15 protein-coding genes and 2 tRNA genes are annotated in these 16592 nt (G+C 67.0%); 11 read left to right on the forward strand and 6 right to left on the reverse strand.

Annotated elements, in window-relative coordinates:
• Positions 1-5: 5 nt before the first annotated feature.
• The 5 genes from thiE (at position 6) to RZE79_RS16940 (ending at position 4250) form a co-directional block, all read left to right on the forward strand.
• A complete protein-coding gene (gene thiE, locus RZE79_RS16920) occupies positions 6-965 on the forward strand; it encodes a thiamine phosphate synthase (protein ID WP_319355523.1) in 960 nt (319 codons plus the stop codon).
• On the forward strand, positions 962-3097 hold the full coding sequence (locus RZE79_RS16925) for a TonB-dependent siderophore receptor (RefSeq protein WP_319355524.1): 2136 nt from the start codon (positions 962-964) through the stop codon (positions 3095-3097). Before thiE ends, RZE79_RS16925 begins: the two co-directional genes overlap by 4 nt.
• Before the next feature lie 123 nt (positions 3098-3220).
• Positions 3221-3296, forward strand: a tRNA-Asn gene (locus tag RZE79_RS16930).
• Between the two features lie 204 nt (positions 3297-3500).
• Positions 3501-3576 (forward strand) — tRNA-Asn (locus RZE79_RS16935).
• Positions 3577-3812: 236 nt separating this feature from the next.
• A complete protein-coding gene (locus tag RZE79_RS16940) occupies positions 3813-4250 on the forward strand; it encodes a hypothetical protein (RefSeq protein ID WP_319355525.1) in 438 nt (145 codons plus the stop codon).
• Positions 4251-4283: 33 nt separating this feature from the next.
• On the opposite strand, the gene RZE79_RS16945 is transcribed toward RZE79_RS16940, so the two are convergent.
• The 3 genes from RZE79_RS16945 to RZE79_RS16955 form a co-directional block, all read right to left on the reverse strand.
• Positions 4284-5609 (reverse strand): hypothetical protein, encoded by a 1326-nt coding sequence (locus RZE79_RS16945; protein WP_319355526.1) that lies wholly within the window; start codon positions 5607-5609, stop codon positions 4284-4286.
• A 61-nt stretch (positions 5610-5670) separates the two neighbouring features.
• A complete protein-coding gene (locus tag RZE79_RS16950; protein WP_319355527.1) occupies positions 5671-6387 on the reverse strand; it encodes a hypothetical protein in 717 nt (238 codons plus the stop codon).
• 116 nt (positions 6388-6503) lie between these two features.
• Positions 6504-6944 (reverse strand): hypothetical protein, encoded by a 441-nt coding sequence (locus tag RZE79_RS16955; protein ID WP_319355528.1) that lies wholly within the window; start codon positions 6942-6944, stop codon positions 6504-6506.
• Positions 6945-8079: 1135 nt separating this feature from the next.
• On the opposite strand from RZE79_RS16955, the gene RZE79_RS16960 reads away from it, so the two are divergent.
• Complete coding sequence (locus RZE79_RS16960; protein WP_153284022.1) at positions 8080-8481, forward strand: GreA/GreB family elongation factor; 402 nt, start codon at positions 8080-8082, stop codon at positions 8479-8481.
• Between the two features lie 43 nt (positions 8482-8524).
• On the opposite strand, the gene RZE79_RS16965 is transcribed toward RZE79_RS16960, so the two are convergent.
• Positions 8525-8755 (reverse strand): hypothetical protein, encoded by a 231-nt coding sequence (locus tag RZE79_RS16965; RefSeq protein ID WP_070060895.1) that lies wholly within the window; start codon positions 8753-8755, stop codon positions 8525-8527.
• A 181-nt stretch (positions 8756-8936) separates the two neighbouring features.
• Between RZE79_RS16965 and RZE79_RS16970 the strand changes: the two genes are divergently transcribed.
• Positions 8937-9821 carry a peptidoglycan-binding protein gene (locus RZE79_RS16970; protein WP_319355529.1) on the forward strand — a complete coding sequence of 295 codons (885 nt, stop codon included), beginning with the start codon at positions 8937-8939 and terminating at the stop codon, positions 9819-9821.
• A 27-nt stretch (positions 9822-9848) separates the two neighbouring features.
• Here RZE79_RS16970 and RZE79_RS16975 read toward each other — a convergent pair whose 3' ends face one another.
• Positions 9849-10763 carry a LysR family transcriptional regulator gene (locus RZE79_RS16975; protein WP_153284020.1) on the reverse strand — a complete coding sequence of 305 codons (915 nt, stop codon included), beginning with the start codon at positions 10761-10763 and terminating at the stop codon, positions 9849-9851.
• A 130-nt stretch (positions 10764-10893) separates the two neighbouring features.
• Here RZE79_RS16975 and RZE79_RS16980 point away from each other — a divergent pair, with 130 nt between their 5' ends.
• The 3 genes from RZE79_RS16980 to RZE79_RS16990 are packed head-to-tail and all read left to right on the forward strand — an operon-like array spanning position 10894 to position 14544.
• Positions 10894-11877, forward strand: coding sequence for a tripartite tricarboxylate transporter substrate binding protein (locus tag RZE79_RS16980; protein WP_319355530.1), 984 nt, complete (start codon positions 10894-10896; stop codon positions 11875-11877).
• A 16-nt stretch (positions 11878-11893) separates the two neighbouring features.
• Complete coding sequence (locus RZE79_RS16985; protein ID WP_319355531.1) at positions 11894-13420, forward strand: amidase family protein; 1527 nt, start codon at positions 11894-11896, stop codon at positions 13418-13420.
• Between the two features lie 47 nt (positions 13421-13467).
• Positions 13468-14544, forward strand: a complete 1077-nt coding sequence (locus RZE79_RS16990) for an MBL fold metallo-hydrolase (RefSeq protein ID WP_319355532.1) — start codon at positions 13468-13470, stop codon at positions 14542-14544.
• A 7-nt stretch (positions 14545-14551) separates the two neighbouring features.
• On the opposite strand, the gene RZE79_RS16995 is transcribed toward RZE79_RS16990, so the two are convergent.
• Positions 14552-15565: a zinc-dependent alcohol dehydrogenase family protein gene (locus tag RZE79_RS16995; RefSeq protein ID WP_319355533.1), complete on the reverse strand. Its 1014-nt coding sequence runs from the start codon at positions 15563-15565 to the stop codon at positions 14552-14554.
• Positions 15566-15678: 113 nt separating this feature from the next.
• Between RZE79_RS16995 and RZE79_RS17000 the strand changes: the two genes are divergently transcribed.
• Complete coding sequence (locus RZE79_RS17000) at positions 15679-16581, forward strand: LysR family transcriptional regulator (RefSeq protein ID WP_319355534.1); 903 nt, start codon at positions 15679-15681, stop codon at positions 16579-16581.
• Positions 16582-16592 lie beyond the last annotated feature (11 nt).

Here is a 16592-nt window from a genome sequence, read left to right on the forward strand (position 1 = left end):
ACACGATGAACACCGTCGACACCTCCAACGCCCGCGCCGTGGCGCAAGCCATCGTCGCGACCCACGGCCTGCGCTTCGGCGCTGCCACATCCACGGCCGTGAGCGGCGCGCCGCACTTCACGTCGGACGACGCTGTCTACCGCGGCGCGAAGCAGGCCTGCACCGGGCTCGGCTTCATCGAGATCGATGCTGAATGCCTTGCCCACGCGTGGCGCGCGCAGACCGAACGGCTCAGTCAGTTCGACGCATCGGCATGGCCCGATGCGCCGGTCGATTTCGGCATGGGCCCGTTTCCGCCGACCGCGCGCGCCGACGCCTTTCCGCCCTGCCCCGAACGGCTCGGCCTCTACGCCGTGCTGCCGGATGCCGCCTGGGTCGGCCGCATGGCGCGCGCCGGCGTGCCGACAGTGCAGCTGCGCTTCAAGTCGGACGACGCAGCCGCCGTTGCACGCGAAGTGCAGGCCGCCGTCGACGCGGTGCGCGGCACGGGGGCGCTGCTCTTCATCAACGACCACTGGCAGGTCGCGATCGCGGCCGGGGCCTATGGCATCCATCTCGGGCAGGAAGACCTCGACGCGCTGTCGCCCGATGAACTGCAGCAGTTGCGCACTTCCGGCCTGCGGCTCGGCGTGAGCACCCATGGCTACGCCGAGATGGTGCGCGCCGACGCGGTGAGCCCGAGCTACATCGCGATGGGCGCGATCTACCCGACCACGCTCAAGCGGATGGCGACCGCGCCGCAGGGCGTGGCGCGACTCGCAGCTTATGCGCGCCTGCTGCGCGGCTACCCGCAGGTGGGCATCGGCGGCGTCGATGCCGTGCGGCTGCCCGAGGTGCTCGCCACCGGCGTCGGCTCGGTCGCCGTGGTGCGCGCGCTGGTCGCCGCCGACGATCCCGAGGCCACGGCCGCGCAATGGATGACGGCGATGCACGCCGCCCCGGTTTCCCCTGAACGCACAGAATGAACGCTCGACTTTTCTCGCACTCCCCGCTCTCGCGCGCGCTCGCCGCCGCCCTTCTTACTTTCGGTGCCTGCGGCGCGCATGCGCAATCGCAGGCCTTGCCCGAAGTCACCGTGAACGACGGCGCCGCCGCGCCGCAGGCCGACATCAGCGGCTTCGGTGACGTGCCGCTGCGCGAGCTGCCGCTGTCGGCCACGATCATCGACAGCCAGCAGCTGCGCACCAGCGGCGCACGCCGCCTCGCCGACCTGACGCAGTTCGACGCCTCGGTCACCGACGCCTACAACTCGGCCGGCTACTGGGACTACCTCACGGTGCGCGGCTTCGTGCTCGACAACCGCTTCAACTACCGGCGCGAGGGCCTGCCGATCAGCGCCGAGACGGCGATTCCGCTCGACAACAAAGAGCGCATCGAAATCCTGCGCGGCACCAGCGGCATCCAGGCCGGCACCAGCGCACCGGGCGGGCTCGTCAACTACGTGGTCAAGCGCCCGACCGAGCAAGACCTGCGCACGGTCCGCCTCGAAACCACGAGCCGCGGCAGCGTGCTCGGCGCACTCGACTTCGGTGGGCGCTTCGGCGAGAACCGCCAGTTCGGCTACCGGCTCAACATGGCCGCCGAAAAGCTCAACCCGCTCACGCACAACCTCGACGGCAGCCGCCGCATCTTCTCGCTCGCGGCCGACTGGCGCATCACGCGCGACTCGGTGCTCGAATTCGAGGTTGAGCAAAGCCGCAAGACACAGCCGAGCCAGAACGGCTACAGCCTGCTGGGCAACACGCTGCCCGCGCCGGTCGACCCGCGCATCAACCTGAACAACCAGCCGTGGTCGCAGCCCTCGGTGTTCAAGGCGCTGACCGGCACGGTGCGCTTCAGCCAGGCACTGAATGCCGATTGGCGCTGGAGCGCGCAGATCGGCCAGCAGCGCCTGAAGACCGACGACCGGCTGGCCTACGCCTTCGGTTGCGGTGCCGAAGGCAACTACGACCGCTACTGCTCCGATGGCACCTTCGACGTGTACGACTTCCGCAGCGAGAACGAGCGCCGCACGCAGACCGCGGGCAGCCTGAACCTCAAGGGCAACGTGATGACGGGCAGCGTGCGGCACGAACTGGGCTTCGGCCTGCTGCAAAGCCGCGTGCGCAACCGCTTCCAGGACCAGGCCTACAACTACGTCGGCACCGGCAACATCTGGGCGACCGCGATGACGCCGGCCGACCCGCGGCTGACCGACGCCAACACAAACCGCAACGAGCGCTCGACCGAGCTGTCGGTGCAGGACGCCATCCGCTGGAACGACCGCTTCACGACCTGGGTCGGCGCACGTCACACGCGGCTGTCGCGCGACAGCATCCGCACCGACGGTTCGCGCCCCACTGGCTATAGCGACGGCATCACCACGCCGTGGATCGCGGCCAGCTACACGATCCAGCCCGGGCTGCTCGCGTATGCGAGCTGGGGCAAGGGCGTCGAATCGCAGGTCGTGCCGAACAAGAGCTCGCAGTACGCGAACGCGGGCGAGGCGCTGCCCGCGCTGCAATCGCGCCAGTGGGAACTGGGCCTGAAGGGCGGCGACGCGGCGTTCAACTGGCAGGTCGCGTGGTTCGACATCTCGCGCCCGATGACCAACCTCGACCTGTGCGGCGAGTTCTGCACGGTGCGCAACGACGGCCGCGCGGTGCACCGCGGCCTCGAGGCCGGCGCGCAATGGACCGGCGGCCCCTGGCGCCTGGGCGGCAGCGTCGCGCTGATCGACGCCAAGCGGCGCGGCAGCACGACCGCGCCCGAACTCAACGGACAAGCGCCCACCAACGTGCCCAAGCAGGTGCTGCGCGCGCAGGCCGCGTACCGCTTCGCGTCGGTGCCGGGCCTTGAGCTCGCGGGACAGCTGTCGTACGAAGGCCGCCGCAACGTGCTGCCCGACGGCTCGATCCGGCTGCCGTCGTGGACGCGCCTCGATGCGGTGCTGCGCTACGACACCAAGCTGGCCGGCATGGCCACGAGCTGGACGCTGGCCGTCGACAACCTGTTCGACCGTCGCTACTGGAAGGAGTCGCCCTACCAGTTCAGCCACGTCTACCTGTTCCCGGGCGCGCCGCGCACGCTGCGCCTGGGCGTGAGCATCGCGATGTGACGATACGAACGAGGCGCTTCGTCTTCGTCACGGCCTCGCCGCCACGAATTCGTTGCGCTCGCGCCTCGATGCTTCCCGGAGTTTTTGGAAGCCCCAAAAAACACGCTATAATCTAAGGCTTGTTCCTCGATAGCTCAGTTGGTAGAGCGCCGGACTGTTAATCCGTAGGTCCCTGGTTCGAGCCCAGGTCGAGGAGCCAGAACAAAGCCGCAAGGCCTCTGAATGGCCCGCTACTCACAAGGTAGCGGGCCTTTTCATTTGTGGAGCCCCACGCGAACGAAGCACGCGGGGGCGAAGACTTGGAAGACGCGAAAAAAATCAATCGCTCTGCGCGCTTCACCCATCAAAAATGATCGCCGCCGTCTCAGAACGGCGAATTCATTGAATATAATTGAAGGCTTGTTCCTCGATAGCTCAGTTGGTAGAGCGCCGGACTGTTAATCCGTAGGTCCCTGGTTCGAGCCCAGGTCGAGGAGCCACCATTTGCTGAAGGCCCGTTACTCACAAGGTAACGGGCCTTTTCGCTTTTTGCGCCACACATCGGCCGCCGTTTCGCGGCTCGCGGGCCTGTCCCACACGGACACGCCACTCTGCGTGCAAAACTCCCTCTTTGTTAACAACTTCTGCGGCCCCACCCAGGACAACCCCGTCCACGCGCTCCGCCGGTCGGGCGTTGTTCGGGCTCAGTCACTCATAACAACCAAAGGGCATCACGATGAAACTCACAAGAATTCTTCTGGCCGCCGCCGTGGCCGCCGCCACCTTGCCCGCCGTGGCGCAGGTCTCCGTCAACATCAACGTGCCCGGCCTGATCCAGGTCGCGCCGCCCGCACCGCGTTACGAACCCGCACCGAGACCGCGCAGCGGCCAGGTCTGGGTGCCCGGCCATTGGCAATGGAACGACCGCGCCTACGCATGGCGCCCGGGCTATTACGTGGCGGCCCGCCCCGATTACGCCTACGCCCCGGGTGGCTGGGTGCGTGCCGACGGCGGCTGGCGCTGGCGTGAAGGCGACTGGCGCCGCGCCGAGCGCCGTGAAGAACGACGCAGCGATCGCCACCACCATGACCGCGGCGACCGCTACGACCATGACGACGATCACCGTGGCGGCGGTCACTGCCCGCCCGGCCAGGCCAAGAAGGGCCGTTGCTGATCGCGGCGCCTTCCTTTTCGGAAGGCCATCCGGTCAGTTCACAGTCACCTTGAAGAGGACCGCGCCCGTGCCGCCAGGCGCGAGCTGCCCGGTGAACTTCCAGTCCAACGCCCCCGCACCACCGACCACCTGTGTCGCCGCGCACGCCACCGGCGGCGCGGGCGCCACGTTGGCGGGCGTGTTCTTCGCGCACGCCGTCAGCGTCGCCGGGGTCGTGTCCTCCTGCGAACCGGCAAACCTCGTATAGACCGGCGTCGCATCGTTCACCGTCAGGCCGCTGATCGGTGTCGCGCCGTTGTTGGTGTAGGTGATGCGGTACTCCAGCGTCTCGCCCGACCTGGCCTCGTTGTTGAGTCCGAAGGTGCCGCCCTTCGTCACATTGCGCACTTCCTTCTTGAGCTCCAGCGCCATGCTCGACACCGTCGTGGTGTCGTGCACCGTATAGCTCGCGTTCAGGCCAGGCGACGCATTCGTGAACACGAAGTTGGCCTGCACCGTCGCGTTGTTGCGATCGCCGTCCATTGCATTGCCCGGAACGAAGGTCTGCAACACGACGCAGACGTTTTGTCCCGCCGTCGTGGTCATTGCCACCGCGGGCGGATACAGCACTGCTGCGCCGGCTTGCGGCACGCCGGTGCACCCGGGGTCGGCAAGCACCCTGGAACTCCAGCCGGCCATTGGCGGCGTGGCCACCTGGCTGGCAATGTCGAAGCTCATCGAACCGCCCGTTTGCGCCGTGAAGATGTGCGGGTGGTTGACGTTGGCGCCGGACATTCCGCTCTTGACGCTGTCCGCACCGAAGGTGTTGAAGGGAACATCGCCGAAGTTCAAGCCGCTACTGCTCGTGCCATTCCAGGTGAACGCGATGCGATCCGCGGTGCCCGCCGGCGCCCGCGTGTAGGTGTAGGTCTTGCCGCCGCCGCCGATGCTGGCACCCGAGGGCAACTGCGTGGGGCCGACAGAGGCTCCCGTCGAAAGGTGGCCGGCCGGCGTTGACTCTTCGACGCACAAGGCCGCGCCCATGGCCGTCGAAAGCGGCACGGGCAGGCTGTAGTTGCCCAGGCCATCCGTCGTGGCGCTCGAAAGAACGACCGCCGCGCAGTTCGTCAGCCGCACGGCCACGCCCCCCAGTCCCTTTTCGCCGCCATTGAGCAGCCCGTCGTTCGGCACGCCCGAACCCCAGCCGTTGTCGTCGAAGACCCGCCCCGTCACCGCGAAGCCTGCGCTGTTGACGAACGTGCATTGAATGTCGGCCCCTGCCACCATGCGACTGGCGGGAATCGTGAGGACGTTTCCCGTCAGCGTGCCAAAAGCAGCCGTCGGCGTGGCGCTCGCAGCGTCGACGCAACTGGCGCTCACCGGATTCGCGGGCCACCCCGCGGGAGAGGATTCCGTGATGCTGGCCCCCACAGGCGCCTGCTCAGTTCACCGCGAAGCCTGCGCTGTTGACGAACGTGCATTGAATGTCGGCCCCTGCCACCATGCGACTGGCGGGAATCGTGAGGACGTTCCCCGTCAGCGTGCCGAAAGCAGCCGTCGGCGTGGCGCTCGCAGCGTCGACGCAACTGGCGCTCACCGGATTCGCGGGCCACCCCGCGGGAGAGGATTCCGTGATGCTGGCCCCCACACCCACCGCCCCGGTGATCGTGAGCGAGCCCGTTGCGGTTGTCGCCCCCGCCACAGTGACGGAGTCGCTGAACTGGCTCAAACCGGACAACGCGAAGCTGAACTGATTGCTCCCGGCCCCGCTGATCACCTGCTTGATGATCCTGACCCATGGAACATCCGATATCACCCGCGTCGCCGGTGTGGTGGCGTCGCAGGCCTCTGCGCTTGCGTTCGTGCACGCCGGGTCTCCACCACCGCCGAGGTTGACTGTGTTCGTGCCGCCGGTGACCCCCGCGGCCAGTGCGGCGACGTTGACGGGAATCTTGACGGAAAAATTCCCCGGCGTGACGCCGGTGCCGATGCTGCACCCCGTCGCGCTGGAGCCCGCTGCAGCGCATGCACTCAGGACCACTCCGGTGCTCGTCCCTGCGATCAGGGTCGGCGGGCCGGCCAGGGTGATGCCCGCGGGCAAGGTGTCCGCCAGCGTGATCGGCGCCGTGGTCGCGGTGTTCGACACGGTGATGGCCACGGTATAGAACTGGTTGGGCGAACGCGTACCTGCCGACTGGCACTCGAAAACGGAGATCGGGGGAAAGGCTGGCGCCCTCGCCTCGCGCAATGCGCGAGGTGCGGCGCGGCCTTTATTTACTTGCCGCGCGGGGGCGGCGTGGTGGGCGCAGGTGCTGCCGTCGGCGGTGCGACGGCTTCGACCTTGGCGCGCGCGCTCACAGCTGCGCTGCCGTTGGCGGGCAATTGGCCCAGGCTCCAGCGCAACATGCGGTATTCGTTGTAGGGAACAGGCTCAGTTTTGCCATCGGGCAATTTGCGAACGAGCGGCTCGGTTTCGAAAACGGCTGTCTTGGTGGCGGCTTTCACGAGGCTCGCACCCGGCTTGGCGCTGCGTGGCAGGTACTCGAGCCCTTCGGGAATCGGCAGATCGGCCACCAGGCCTTTCACCGGTTTGCCGGTGTTGTTGGTATAGGTAGCCTTGTATTCGATGACGTCGCCCGGTTTGATCGTCGCCGCGTCCTGGAACTGCTCGTTGCCGTCCGGCCCCTTGACGACCTTCGATTGGGTCAACGCCACAGTCACGGCCTTTGTGGTGGCTGGTGCCCGTGGAGCTTCCACCGATGCCGCAGGTTGTGCCAAAGCCACAGCCACTCCCCCTGCGGCAAGAAGGCCCAGCCCTGCCCGGACCATCCGACGAACCCCGCCCCGGTCGCCTCGCGCCGTTGCCGGAAGCCCAATCCATGTGGATGCTGTCATTCAAAAATCCCTTAATTAACAATATTCAACAATCACATCGCAATTGCCCGCAACAGAAACCAGCTCATCACACGTAAACAGATGATTTCTCATTTGCTTGACACCATTGAATCGACAAACTCTTGCGTGCCGAATTCTTGCGCCATTAGCCTTTCATTACAACCGTCAAAACATGAGAAACCCCGAAAACGAGAAATATTGATCGCACACTGATCAATGGTTTTTCACTCTTTTTTAGTTAATTGGCGACAACCCTTTCACTTACATGCCAATGCGAACAATTCGCTCCAATCGCAAACTACTGAGTACAAGAGGGATTTGACGGCTGCATTTGTTGAGATTCGCTTTCATTTGAGAAGAAGTGTGAATTTTCGAATGATCTATTTCCAACAAGAATCAATTTCTATTTTTCGTTGATTTTTTATTCCTCAATTCTTAAATCCAATCAAATGGTTTTATTTGAAAGAAGAAAACCAACCACACCAGCACATTCAATTCATTGAAAAGCGAGAACCCAAGCCGTTTGCGACTGACGCTTCTCCGGCGTAAAAAAACAGGCTCCCAACCGCCGAGCCATGCTTTCCCAGCGGATCCGCCGACAACTCTGCATTCATGCTTTCCAGCAGATGGCGGATTTCCGTGGCGGTGCGACGGCGGACCAGTAGGGCCACAATTGGCCAATCTGGCCAGAATCACCTACACTCGCGCCCCATGGCCTCCTCTTCGCCCCGTCTACACCCTGCACGCGCAGCCCTGCCCATGGCAGCGGCCGGTCGTCGTGTGGGCGTCGTCGCGGCGGCGACCACGTCGGTCCTCCGACGCACGTCCGCACATTCCTGAGCCCGGCGGTCCGCTACCTTCTTCTTGATGCGCACACCTTGACCGCCGGGCACCACACCGCGCGGTAGCGACCCTGTCTGTTTCGAAGGCGGGTTGCGTTCATCTGGAGTGCTTCATGCTTTCAACCGTTCACGGGGAGCGCACGCTCACCGAACTCGATTACGTCCGTCTCAGCAAATTCGCGGACGCGCCTCTTCCCCCGGCCCTGTCCGATCTGCTCGACACGGCCGACATCCTTCCCTCGCGCGAAATGCCCTCGGACATCGTGACGATGTACACGCAGGTGGAAATCGAGGAACTGCCCGCCGGACAGCGGCAGAAGATCGTGATCTGCTATCCCGCCGACGCGAACCCGACCACGGGCTACATCTCGGTGTTTTCGCCCGTCGGCATCGGCCTGCTCGGCCAGAAGACCGGCGCGGTTGCGCACTGGAAGACGCCCGGCGGCGGCGAACACAGCGCGCGCGTGATCGCTGTGCTGTTCCAGCCCGAAGCCAGCGGCGACTACACGAGCTGACAGTGCACCGGTTCAGGTCGAAGGCCGGCGTCCCGCCGGCCGGTCAGTGCTGCAGAACGCCCGCGACGCCGGGGCCCCTGCTCTTCGCGCTGTCGATGGTCGCGCTGACGGAACTCGTGTTGACCGCCAGCGCCACCAGCACCGCACCCACGAACGACGGATCGGCGCTGCCGCTGTAGCCCGACGCCCCGGCAATGGCCAAGGCCTGCGCCACCTGCTGCGTCGTCAGCTCGACGGCGGCTTCTCCCACGACATTCCTCTTCTTTGTGGCCATCTGAAAACTCCTGCGAATGGAGTCCGGACTGTAACCAAGCACCCAAGAAGTGCCACGAATGTTCCTGACTGTGACTTTCGACACTGGCTGCCGCATCGGGCGGCCCGTATCGTCGCGCGGGCGCGGCGCCTGCCGGTGGATCGGGGCGCCACATTGTTTTCATTTGATGACGGACAGGGACATGCCTTTTTCCAAACTCTCTCTCGCCAGCGCACTCGCGGGCCTGCTGGCACTTTCCGGTTGCCAGACCATGGACATGCAGATGGGCGCCCCGTCGGCCAAGACCACGGCCACGGGCAGTGCCGCCGGTGGCGCCACTTCGGGCGAGAGCAGCCAGCTCGAGCGCTGCGACTCGCCGCTGGGCACCGTCTCGCTGATCGAGAACGTCAACGCCGGCTGGTACACCATCCTCACGGGTGAATACCGCCTGCCGCCCACGGCCAACCTGCTGCGCCTGCTGGTGCAGCAGTCGAACTGCTTCGTGGTGGTGGAGCGCGGCGCGGCCGGCATGAACGCCATGACGCGCGAGCGCGCGCTGATGCAATCGGGCGAGATGCGCGGCGGCAGCAACTTCGGCCGCGGCCAGATGGTGGCGTCCGACTACGGCCTGTCGCCCGAGATCGTGTTCAGCAACAACGATGCTGGCGGCCTCGGTGGCGCGCTCGGTGGCCTCGTGGGCGGCGGCCGTGGCCGGGCCATCGCGGCCGTCGGCGCCAGCCTGCAGACCAAGGAAGCCAGCGCGCTGCTGACGCTCATCGACAACCGCTCGGGCGTGCAGGTCGCGGCCTCGGAAGGCAGCGCCTCCAAGACCGATTTCGCGGGCTTCGGCGGCCTCGGTGGCCGCAGCGGCGCCGGCGGCATCGGCGGCTACACCAACACCGCGCAGGGCAAAGTGATCGCGGCGGCGTTCATGGACGCCTTCAACCAGATGGTCCGTTCGCTGCGCAACTACAAGGCGCAGACGGTGCGCGGCCAAGGCCTCGGCGGCGGCGGCCGGCTGGGCGTGGACGGCGGCGCGGCGCCGTCGCAAACCTCGGCACCGGCCGCTCGCAACCGCCGCAAGTAAGCAGGCACACGGGCCCCTTCAGGCCGTTCAGGCGGTCTCTTCGATCGCCTCCGTCAGGAACCGCACGAACGCCCTGCCCGCATCGGGCAGCGAGCGCCCCGCCAGGGTCTCGACCTCGAGGTGGCGCTCGTTCATTTCCCTGTCCTTCAGCGGAATCGCGACCAGCGCCCGTGTCTTGAGCAGCGTGCGGATCGACAGCGCGCCATAGAAGGCGATGCTGCCGCCGCCCGCGGCCGCGAAGCTCACCAGCGCATTCGCATGGTTGCTGGACATGGCCTGCACATACTGCAGGCCCTGCCGGCCGCAGCTGATGTCCAGCAGCTGCCGGATCGAGCTGCCCTCCGGCGGCAACCCCAACGGATAGCCCACCACCTGGCGCAGCGACAACTGCCGCTGCGCCGCCAGCGGATGCCCCTTCGCCATCACCGCGAAGATCGGGCTGGGATGCCGCAGCTCGACCTTGATGCCGGGCTCGGGCAGCGCGCTCAGTGTCATGCCCACATCGGCTTCGCCGTCGCGGATGCGGCGCGGGATGTCGGTCGGCGTGCTGACTTCCAGGTGAAAGCGGATGCCTTCGTACTTCTCGCGAAAGCGCGAGATCAGCGTGGGCAGGAAGTCGAAGGCGAAGCCCTCGGTGCTCACCACGCGCACATGCCCGCTGCGCAGGCCGCGCAGCCCGGCGATGTCGCTCGCCACCCGTTCGATGTCCTGCTGCGTCCGCTTGGCATGCGCGGCCAGCAGTTCGCCGGCCGCATTGGGCACCATGCCGCGCGCGTGGCGGTCGAACAGCAGCGTGTCGAGTTCGCGTTCCAGGCGCGCCACCTGCCGGCTCACCGCCGAGGGCGCAACGTTGAGCCTGAGCGCCGCTTCCTTCACCGAGCCGCTTTTCACGACCTCGAGAAAGTACCGGACGGCCGGCTCCTGCAGGGCTTGAAGTCGCATGGATTCCTCCGGGCTGCACGATGGCCAACGCATCGCGTCGATTGCCGATTCGGCAACGAATGATTCTAAACATTGCGCTTGTGGCAGCCGAAGTCCGCTCCTACGATGGAATTTCACAGGAGCACCATCCATGAAACGTCTCTTTGCACTGGCCCGCATCGCGCTGGTCTCTTGCCTCGGTCTTGCCTCGCTGGCCGCCTTCGCCGCGGAGCCGGTTTTCCCGTCGCGGCCGGTCACGCTCGTGATTCCGTTTCCGCCGGGCGGCGCCACGGACGTGAACGGCCGGATCATCGGCCAGCGCCTCGCCAAGGAGCTGGGCCAGCCCGTCGTCATCGAGAACCGCGCCGGTGCCGGCACGCTCATCGGCGCCACCTATGTCTCGAAGGCGGTGCCCGACGGCTACACGCTGCTCGTGAGCTCGGGCACAACCTTCACCGTCAACCCCGCCATCCGCCCCAACCTGCCGTACGACCCGGTCAAGGGCTTCGAGCCGATCGGCATTGCCGGGCGGCTTGCGCTCATCCTCCTGGCCAACAGCGAGGTGCCGGTGAAGACCGTCAAGCAGTTCGTGGACTACGTGAAGGCCTCGCCCGGCACGTATTCCTACGCCTCCTACGGCACCGGCACGACCTCGCATTTCGTCGGCGAGAGCATCCTGCATGCGGCCGGCCTGAAGATGACGCACGTGCCCTACAAGGGCAGCGCGCCGGCCATGACGGACCTGATGGGCGGGCAGGTCGCGTTCAGCGTCGACACCGTGAGCGCCGCCATCCCGCAACTCAAGAGCGGCAAGATCAAGGCCATCGCGGTGACGACGGCCAAGCGCTCCACGCTGCTGCCCGACGTGCCCAGCCTCGCCGAGAGCGGCTATCCCGACATCGACATGGACTCCTGGCTGATCCTCGCCGCACCGCGCGGCCTGCCCGCCGAGGCGAAGAGCCGGCTCGAGAAGGCGCTCGCCGCGACCATGGCCGATCCGGACACGCGGGCCAGGCTGAGCGCCCAGGGGCTGGAGCCGGTCTACAGCAATGCCGCGGCGGCCAGCGAGCTCATCCACCGGGAACTGCCTGTGATGCGCGCCGTTGCTGCCCGCGCCAACATCACCGCCGATTGATCCATAGCCCCTCGCGATGTCCACACCCAACGAACTCGTCGAACACTCCGCCGTCGAACTGCGCCGCCTCATCGGCAGCAAGGCGATCTCGCCCGTCGAATTGCTCGAAGCCTGCATCGCGCGCATCGCGCAGACGAATCCCTTCGTCAATGCGGTGACCGCGACCTGCTTCGACCGCGCGCGATCGGAAGCCGCCGCCGCCGAAACCGCCGTGATGCAGGGCGAGCCGCTCGGGCTGCTGCACGGCTTGCCCCTGGGCGTGAAGGACCTGGAGCCGACCGAGGGCCTGCTCACCACATGGGGTTCGCCGATCTACCGCGACCACGTGCCGCAGGAAGACATCGAGCTGGTCGCACGCCTTCGCAAGGCCGGTGCCATCGTGGCCAGCAAGACCAACGTGCCCGAGATGGGCGCGGGCGCCAATTCGCGCAACGAGGTCTGGGGTGCCACCGGCAACCCCTTCGATCCGAACCTGAATGCGGGTGGCTCTTCGGGCGGATCGGCCGCGGCCTTGGCGTGCGACATGCTGCCCGTGTGCACCGGCTCCGACACCGGCGGCTCGCTGCGCATTCCGGCCGCCAAGTGCGGGGTGGTGGGCTTCCGGCCCTCGCCGGGGGTCGTGCCCAGCGTGCGAAAGCCGCTGGGCTGGACGCCGATCTCGGTGGTCGGGCCGATGGGTCGCACCGTGGAAGACGCCTGCCTGCAGCTCGCGGCCTCGGCCGGGATGAACGCGGGCGATCCGCTGAGCTACCCGCTGGACCCCTTGTCCTTTCTCAAGCCGATGGACATCGACCTCGGCGGGCTTCGCGTGGCATGGACCGAAGACTTCGGCACTTGCGCGGTGAACGACAGCATCCGCGCCACGATGCGCCGCAAGATCGCGTCGATGCGGCACCTGTTCCGCCGCTGCGACGAAGTGCGCTTCGATCTGGGCGATGCGCACCGCTGCTTCGACGTGCTGCGCGCCGAGGCCTTCGTGGCGGGCATGCACGCCGCCTACGAGCGCGATCCGCAGAGCCTGGGCCCGAACCCGCGCGCAAACTATGAGATGGGTGCGCGCATGAGCCTGCTGGACAGCGCCTGGGCGCAGGCCGAGCAGACGCGCCTCATCAAGCGCTTCCAGTCCACCTTCGCCGACTACGACCTCGTGCTCTCGCCGACCACGCCGGTCTCGCCCTTTCCGTGGACGCAGCCGTATGCGGACACCATCAACGGCGAGAAGCAGGCGAACTACTACCGCTGGCTGGCGTTGACCTATGTCGTCACCCTCACGACGCATCCGGCGATCACGCTGCCCTGCGGCGTCGACCATGCGGGCATGCCCTTCGGGCTGCAGGTGGTGGGCGGCTTCCGCGCCGACCACCAGGTGCTGGGCGCCGCGCACGCGATGGAGAAGGCATTCGCTGCCGACGTGCAACTGCGCCGCCCGCGCCCCGACCTTTCGCTGCTGCGCCCCGCCGAGCCGGCGCTCACCTCGATCGTTCGCACGCCGCCGACGCTGGCCGGTGGCGCGAGCGAGGCTGCCATCGTCGCAGCCGTCTGACCGCATCGGCCGAAGGGCACAATTCATCTCCTCTGGAGGTGAACACGATGGATGGTCTGGAAGAGTCGGCGCAAGCAGCCAAGGGCAAGCTCGTTTATCCCTTTGCGGAGCTTCCGCCACGCGGCAAGTCGATCGAGGTCGCCACGGGCGTCCACTGGATTCGCATGCCGCTGCCCTACTCGCTCGACCACATCAACCTGTGGGCGCTGGACGACGGCGAAGGCTGGGCGGTGGTCGACACCGGCGTGCGCACCGAGGAAACGGCGGCCGTGTGGCGCGAGCTCTTCGCCCATTCGCCCGACACGCGCGGCCTCACCCGCGTTTTCGTGACGCACATGCACCCCGACCACGTCGGCATGGCCGGCTGGCTCACCCGCAAGTTCGGCGTGCGACTGTGGATGACCCGCTCCGAATACCTCATGTGCCGCGTGATGGTGTCCGACACCGGCCGCGAAGCCCCCGACGACGCCATCGCCTTCTACCGGCGCGCCGGTTGGGGCGAGGCGGCCATCGAGACCTACCGCACGCGCTTCGGCAACTTCGGCAAGCACATCCATCCGCTGCCCGACAGCTTCCGCCGCCTGCGCGACGGCGAGGTGCTGCGCATCGGCGCGCACGACTGGCGCGTCGTCACCGGCAACGGCCATTCGCCCGAGCACGCGTGCCTGTACTGCCCCGACCTGAAGGTGCTGATCTCGGGCGACCAGATCCTGCCGCGCATCTCGTCCAACGTGTCGGTCTCGCCCGTGGAGCCCGATGCCGACCCGATGGCCGACTGGCTCGCATCGCTCGCCAAGCTCAAGCGCGAAGTGCCCGACGATGTGCTGGTGCTGCCATCGCACAACGAGTGCTTCCGCGGCCTGCATGCGCGCATCGACCGGTTGCAGCACGGGCAGGAGCGCTCGCTCGACCGCTTGCGCAACACCTTGAAAACGCCCAAGCGCGCGGTCGATGTGTTCACGAGCCTCTTCGCGCGCAGCATCGCCGAGTCCGACGTGCCGTTGCTCGGCATGGCGACCGGTGAAAGCCTCGCCTGCCTCAACTACCTGCGGCATCGGGGCGAGATCGCGTGCGACATCGCCGACGACGGCGTGGCCTGGTACCGGCTGACGTCCACCGCCTGAGCGACGCTCAGACCTCGAGCACGACCTTGCCGATGTGCCCGGCACGCTCGAGGTAGCGGTGGGCCTGCACCACCTCGTCGAGCGCGAAGGTCCGGTCGATGCGCACATGCAGCGAGCCATCGGCAAGGCCTGCATCGATGAAGGCCAGCGCGCGACCCAACGCGCCCTCGTCGCGTGGCAACCCCATGGTGGCTGCGCCCGTGTGCTCCAGCACCTTGTAGACGTGGAAGCGCCAGCTCTTGCGGAACTGCGTCACCACCGGAAATCTGAACTCGGCACCGCCCGACAGGCCATACAACACGTACCACCCGCGATGCGCGACCAGGTCGCCGAGCCGCTCGACCTGCGCGCCACCCACGCCGTCGTACACCAGGTCGACACCGCGGCCCTCGGTGAGCGTCAGCACGCGCGCGACCACGTCTTCGTCGTCCGTCACGACCACATGCATCGCGCCCGCTTCCCGCAGCGCGTCGCGCTTGGCGGCCGTACGCGTGACAGCGATGGCGACGATGCCCGCTGCGCGCGCCATCTGCAGCGCCGCGATGCCGGTGCCCGATGAAGCCCCGGTGACCAGCATCACCCGACCGCGCTGCAGCCGCGCCATCTCGAACATCGGGAAGTAGCCCGTGAGGTACGCCATGTACGCGCCCGCAGCCTGCGCGGCCGACAGGTTGGCGGGATACCGCACCACATGCGAGGCCGGAAAGAGGATGCGGTCGCCGTAGGTCGGATACAGCCCCTGGCCCGCCCCCGGCAGCACAGCGACCTTGTCGCCCACGCCCAGCCCTTCGACGCCCTCGCCCACAGCCTCGATGACACCGGCAGCCTCGTTGCCCAGCCCGGCCGGCAGCGTCGCGTCTTCGATGTACAGCTTCTCGCGCCACAGCGCGTCGGCCCGGTTCAGTCCGATGGCCTGCACTGCGATGCGCACTTCACCAATGCCCGGCGCCGGCACCGCCACCTCTTCAACCTTCAGCACCTCGGCACCGCCGAACGCATGGAAGCGAACCATCCTGCTCATGAAACTCTCCTTCTTGAATGACCGATGGCTTCAATCTAGAGGCCGCAGCGCCATCAAGGAAATCGATTCAAGGGATAGTCGCTATGCGCACCATCGATCACGCCAGTACCCCGATGAAACCCATCGAACTCAACCGCATCGACCTGAACCTGCTCACCGTGCTGGCCGCGCTCATGCGCGAGCGCCATGTCAGCCGCGCAGCGGAACGGCTCAACCTCGGCCAGCCCGCGGTGAGCCATGCGCTGGCGCGGCTGCGCGAACTCACCGGCGATCCGCTGCTGGTGCGCCAGGGCCGCGTGATGGAGCCGACCGCGCGGGCGCTCGCCCTGATGCAGGGCCTGGGCCCCGCGCTCGCGCAGATCGAGGCCACCTTCCGCGCGCAGGCCGACTTCGAACCCGAGCGCGCCGCGCCGGTGTTCCGCATCGGCCTGACCGACGACCTGCAGATCGCGATGCTGCCCCGCCTGCTGCGCGCCCTGAGCGCCGAAGTGCCCGGCGCCAAGCTGGTGACACTCACCGTCTGCTACCGCAACGCCATGCGCTATCTCGACCAGGGCCGCGTCAGCGCGGTGATGTCGTTCCTGAAAGACCTGCCCGCCGATGCGAAGGTGCGCAAGGTCCGCACCGCGCGCTTCGCTGTGCTGCGCGCCGACACCGCGCCCGGCAAGCTCTCGCTCGACGACTACTGCCGGCGTCGCCACGTTCTCGTGACCTACGCCGGCGACCTCTGCGGCACCGTCGACGAAACGCTGGGCGAACTCGGACGGCAGCGCGACGTGGTCTTCTCGGTGCCGCAGTTCGGCAGCCTGCCTGCCGTGCTCGCCGGCACCAACCTGCTGGCCACGGTGCCCGAGCATGTGGCGATGGCGCTGTCGGCGCAAAGCGGCCTGCGTTGCGAGGCCCTGCCCTTCGACAGCCCGAGCTACCCACTGCAGATGGCCTGGCGCGCAGTGACCGACAAGGACCCGGCGCAGGTGTGGCTGCGCAAGGCCATGCTGCGGGCCGTCAACGATTAGGATGCCAATCC

It is taken from the genome of Variovorax sp. EBFNA2 (genome assembly GCF_033802765.1).
GTDB classification, from domain to species: Bacteria; Pseudomonadota; Gammaproteobacteria; order Burkholderiales; family Burkholderiaceae_C; genus Variovorax; species Variovorax paradoxus_H.